Raw genomic sequence first — 4453 nt, 5'->3', positions numbered from 1 at the left:
CCTCCGAGACGGAGGTGGCATAAACCAGGTCTCCACCCAGTCCAGGACGGTTCAGTCTGTGGGTGCTCGACGCGGATGCTTGGGCGGTCGGGGCTGGTGGGGATTCTCGCCATGCTCACGCCCCAATGGTGTTGATAATAGCTGCGGCGACACGTTCGGCGTCCTCAATCGGGAAGCTGATCCCGTTACCGCCCTGGTTGATCACCAAGCGGTAGCCGGTTCCGAACTTGTATTTCGCGAAATGTAGTGGCGGTGCGTCGGCGCCTGTGGTCGAGATGGTTTCTGGTGTGGAAATGTATGTCATGCGGTTTCCCGTCGTTCTGCTTGTTCAGCAATTGCCACGATGAGGTCAGCCATTTTGTAGGCTTGATCTAGTGGCAGGCGGATTGGTGTTTAAGAAGAGTCACGTTTGAGAATGATGAAGCGTTCTCGTGTTGTCCGGTTGGTGGCGAGATTGATCTCGCAAACTTGTTTGTCACGACTATCGTGGAGTAGAAGGTTTGTCATTTCGATTCTGACGGCCTTTTATAGATTCTTCACGTGTTGACACCTGACGGCTATAAACTTCGCTGTGCATTGATCTCAGGCCCAGGAATGCGTGGTTACAGCCATCTGTTCGCGTATCTGCGCGGATACTTGATGATTTTCAGCCAGCGGTCGACGCGGTGAGTATGGAAATTCAGCATTGGCGAATCACACATCACGTTCGGACCGTTACCGCAATGCGGGCAGCTAATGCCGAGAGGACTATTGGGCAATTCGCCTAGATCACCGATCCGTAGGCGGGCACGGCGATCCGGCAATCTAATCTTTGCGTTAAGCCTTTCGGCCAACGCGCGCCTGATTGATCAGGTCATCCACATATTGCGAGCACACCAGCCAGGTGCCGGCGACTTTAACACCGGGAATTGCGCCAGTGTTGATTCCGTTAGTAAGTGCTCGTTGGCTTTTGCCTGTGATCCCCGTCAGTCGCTTATTGACGGGTTCGTAAAGCTGTTGGTTCATTTGGTCATTCTTTCGGTTTTGGTGATTATGCCCCAAATATATCATTTTGGTAGACAACGACATTTCCGTTAAGCCGATTGGCATAGTCGTTCGGGTTGTGGTGGTTTGGGTTTGCGGGGTTCCGTGTAGGTCTTCCCATCCTGACCAACCCGATCACGCGTAGGTGACACATTTGTGTCAGGTGAATTGGCATCCCGGTTCACTGTCTCGCGCGATACGTTGAGCGCGTCCGCGACGGCCCTGTTCGACAACCCGTGCTCGGCTAGATCGGCAACAGCGGCCTTGCGCTCCACGGTCGGGAGTTTGAAACCTCGGAATCTTCCGGGGTTAATGCTGGTGGAGTGTGGCACTACTCTTGCTTTGGCGGCATAGTTCCAAGCATTCAGGTACTTGGTGACGGTTTTGTCTGAGACTTCCGCATCCTTAGCGAATGTGGTGGCACTAACCTTGGACAACTTCTCGGAGTTCTCCGAGAGGTCTGTTCGCTCGCCTTGCCCCGCGCCCTTCTCCACCCATCGCGCCACATACAAGCCGTAACGCCAGTCCCCGCCATGGCGAACATGCTCGCGTACTAGTCTGCCGGATACGTTGAACAGGTCGCCAGCCTCATCCGAAGCCTGCAGCCCCTCTCCTCCGGAGTCAGGAAAATTTTCCTTAGTCCACTCAGGATTGTTCTGATTACGCTTTCGTTCGTCCTCGGAATCCTTCTTGGCCTTCGCTATCTCGCGCTCGAACTCCACAGCCACAGCCGCCCGCTGAGAAGCCGATAAATGCCACCCCCGAGCACTCCCCACAGCGCCGAAGAAGCCTCCTAGAAACGAAACAAGCTACCGGATATGGGCAGCCCAGACGCAATGCCTTGCGGACTAGAAAAATTCGTCCACAATAGAAGAGGGGGAAAAGTCTCCCAACACCTCAATAACCTAGGAGGGTTATTTCATGCAAGACTTCAATTCACCAACACCATGCCCGGAATGCGGATCACCCCGTAGTATCGAATTACGCAAACAGCCAGAATCCTGGGGAGTCGAAACAGAGTACGCCAGATTCATCGTTTGCCCCATATCCGAGACATCTAGCACCGGCTGCTATCAGCCACCTGAGGAGAAGCAGAGGTAAGCACCCGAGATACCCGCCGCGACACTAGCCCCGCCTTCTGCTCGTGTTCTTCCGGGTCCCTACCCACATGATCAGTCAGCAGGGGGTGAATGGGGGTACCCCATATAGGGGGAACACCACCACCACCCACCACCGCCTCTGACCTGCACTTTCACGACACAGGTGGTGTTACCGAAACACCACCCAGAATCAGGACGATTTCAACTCCCAAGCAAAAGCCCGATACTCATCATCGGAAACACCCCGTGACCTGCATAGATACCCGATTGAATCGTCTCATGATTCAATTTGAATCATCTCGTGATTCAAAACCGTGCCCTGACCTGCATAAACGCAAACTCTGTATATGTATGTATAGAAGCACGCACAACCGCTCGTCACGGATGCAGGCCACACGACGAGTACACATCTGCGGTAGTCCGGAACCGTACGCCCCACGGCGCAACCAGACACCTCGGATTCGAGCCGACGCCCAGCGCCCCCTCCTGAACAGCACGCTTCACCAAACGACTCGCATTCGATGCCGTCACGGTCTTCCCGAGCACGATCGGCCCGAAGTCGCCTCGCACCCGGCAGTGCCCGTCCATCCCGTGATGCGTCCAGCAGTATGCGGCGACCTTAATCCAATCAGCCATCGTTGACGCTTTGAGCATCTTCCACAGCCACGGCCGGTTGAACATTCCGTAGCCACCGAGCTTGAACAGGCTGCTCGTATCTTTCTGCTCGGCAACATATTCGGCGGCTGCGGCAATGTCGAACAGTTGAGCTAGCTGCTCGGCCGGGATTTGCGCTACGTCGTCGCGGGCGTCTTCGGTGATGGGCGAATCATCTACAACGCTGACAGTCACAGACACAGCCCTTGCCCCCGCCATGTTCTCGTGCGATCAGTTCGCGCACCTCGTCGGCACGGCCCTCGATCGTCACCCGGCGCACACGCCCGTCATCACCCTCGGACAGCATCAGGCCCCAATAGGCGAGCATGAAGGTGAACAAATCCTCTGGCCCGGTGCACTTGTCGCCGCGAGCAGCCTTCCCCCGCCACGGCACACCCTTCACATGCCTGTACAAGTGCACTGACCCGTCGCCTTTGCCCCACGCCATCGGAACGCCAGTCGCTCCGCAGGGACAGTCCACGGTAACCCCGGTCGTCAAGCGCTTCTGCCTATGCGCGGTGCGCGTGGTGTTCGCTCGTGTCGGTGCTGTCAATGCCCTACTCCAATCTGTTGCTCGGCGGTCTCACGCATCGCCTTCAGAACGGCCCCCACGTCGACGTAGGGCGTTCCGGGAATCCTTGGGGACTGTGGACATGGGTTGTGTCGCGGACACGTGTCTGACGGGCCCTCAGCGCCGTTCACGCCGCAACCGTTTCGCCGGCCATCGCCCAACGCCTCCCAATAGTCAACCGATACCGATTCGGCGCACCCCGTCCATGCGCCACAACCTCGTGCCAACCGTGAATCTCAGCGTCACGCAACAGGGCGCGCACCCGCGTCTCACCGCCGTTCAGGCCATACACGATCCCGACCCGCTTGCCGATCTTCTCGGCCGATATGGAAGCTTCCATCGTGGGATCGGCCACGTCTGCCAGTTGGGACGCAACCCGATAGACCGCATACGGGGCACCTGCGTTGTACAGCGCCGAGCGCCAGTCGTCGGGATTCACGCGCTCACCGCCGACTTCTCGAAACGCGCCACCCGCTCCGTTGGAAACCTCCACAGCTTGCCCAGCTTCATCGCGGGAATCTCGCCCGCCGCCGCCATGTCCCTCACGTTGCGGGTAGACACCTGCCACCGCTCCGCAAGCTGCTCTGTCGTCATAAACTCAACCATTGCCGAATGTTCCTGTCGCCGAATAGACCTCGCGGTCACGAGGTCCGAGTGCCTGTTGTTGGCTTCATCGGGGGGATGTCGGCCACGCACTGATTCACGTGGTGGCTCTCGACAGGGCACACACGCCGGTTTCGCCGGAAAAGACACTACACCTAGTGCCTGACATTCCCGAGCATCCCAAGATATTGTGAATCGGAACTTTGATCACCGCAGGTCAGAACGCATGTTCGATCACAACGTCGGCGTGTCGTGGGATGTCGACTCGTCAGAACAAACCGTCGACTGCCGCACGGGTTGTGTCCGCCGCATCCTCCCAAAGGTGCGTGTAAGTGCCCAAGGTCACCATCGGGGACGCATGACCGAGGCGCGCCTGGACGACAGCCACCGATTCTCCGGCACGGATCAGCTTCGATGCATAGAAGTGCCTCAGGCTCTTAGCCTCGATCCACCGATTTGCTTGTGATCGGTCGGTGAGGGATAAACGAAATGCCCTGTCTGA

6 protein-coding genes are annotated in these 4453 nt (G+C 57.5%); all 6 read right to left on the bottom strand.

Going from position 1 to position 4453, the window contains the following annotated elements:
• Positions 1-115: 115 nt before the first annotated feature.
• Entirely contained in the window at positions 116-304 is a 189-nt protein-coding gene (locus B1964_RS28735; protein WP_079932218.1) for a hypothetical protein, read from the bottom strand.
• Between the two features lie 769 nt (positions 305-1073).
• Positions 1074-1751: a helix-turn-helix domain-containing protein gene (locus B1964_RS30225; RefSeq protein WP_172399002.1), complete on the bottom strand. Its 678-nt coding sequence runs from the start codon at positions 1749-1751 to the stop codon at positions 1074-1076.
• Positions 1752-2501: 750 nt separating this feature from the next.
• Positions 2502-2972 (bottom strand): hypothetical protein, encoded by a 471-nt coding sequence (locus tag B1964_RS28730; protein WP_139765944.1) that lies wholly within the window; start codon positions 2970-2972, stop codon positions 2502-2504.
• Positions 2973-3475: 503 nt separating this feature from the next.
• On the bottom strand, positions 3476-3787 hold the full coding sequence (locus B1964_RS28725; protein WP_079932216.1) for a hypothetical protein: 312 nt from the start codon (positions 3785-3787) through the stop codon (positions 3476-3478).
• The gene (locus tag B1964_RS28720; RefSeq protein WP_172399001.1) at positions 3784-3942 is read right to left on the bottom strand and encodes a helix-turn-helix domain-containing protein; all 159 of its coding nucleotides are present in this window, start codon (positions 3940-3942) and stop codon (positions 3784-3786) included. The genes B1964_RS28725 and B1964_RS28720 overlap by 4 nt, the downstream gene beginning before the upstream one ends.
• Positions 3943-4219: 277 nt before the next feature.
• Positions 4220-4453, bottom strand: a 234-nt coding sequence (locus B1964_RS28715; protein WP_172399000.1) for a tyrosine-type recombinase/integrase, incomplete at its 5' end; no start/stop codon positions are given.

It is taken from the genome of Gordonia sp. i37 (genome assembly GCF_002043085.1).
GTDB lineage: Bacteria > Actinomycetota > Actinomycetes > Mycobacteriales > Mycobacteriaceae > Gordonia > Gordonia polyisoprenivorans.
Note: the sequence above shows the minus strand (reverse complement) of the source record. Positions and strands in the feature narration are given on the sequence as shown.

Bases quoted from the DNA above. Each gene is read 5' to 3' on its own strand.
- B1964_RS28735 (WP_079932218.1), bottom strand. From the start codon at position 304: ATGACATACATTTCCACACCAGAAACCATCTCGACCACAGGCGCCGAC.
- B1964_RS28720 (WP_172399001.1), bottom strand. From the start codon at position 3,942: ATGACGACAGAGCAGCTTGCGGAGCGGTGGCAGGTGTCTACCCGCAAC.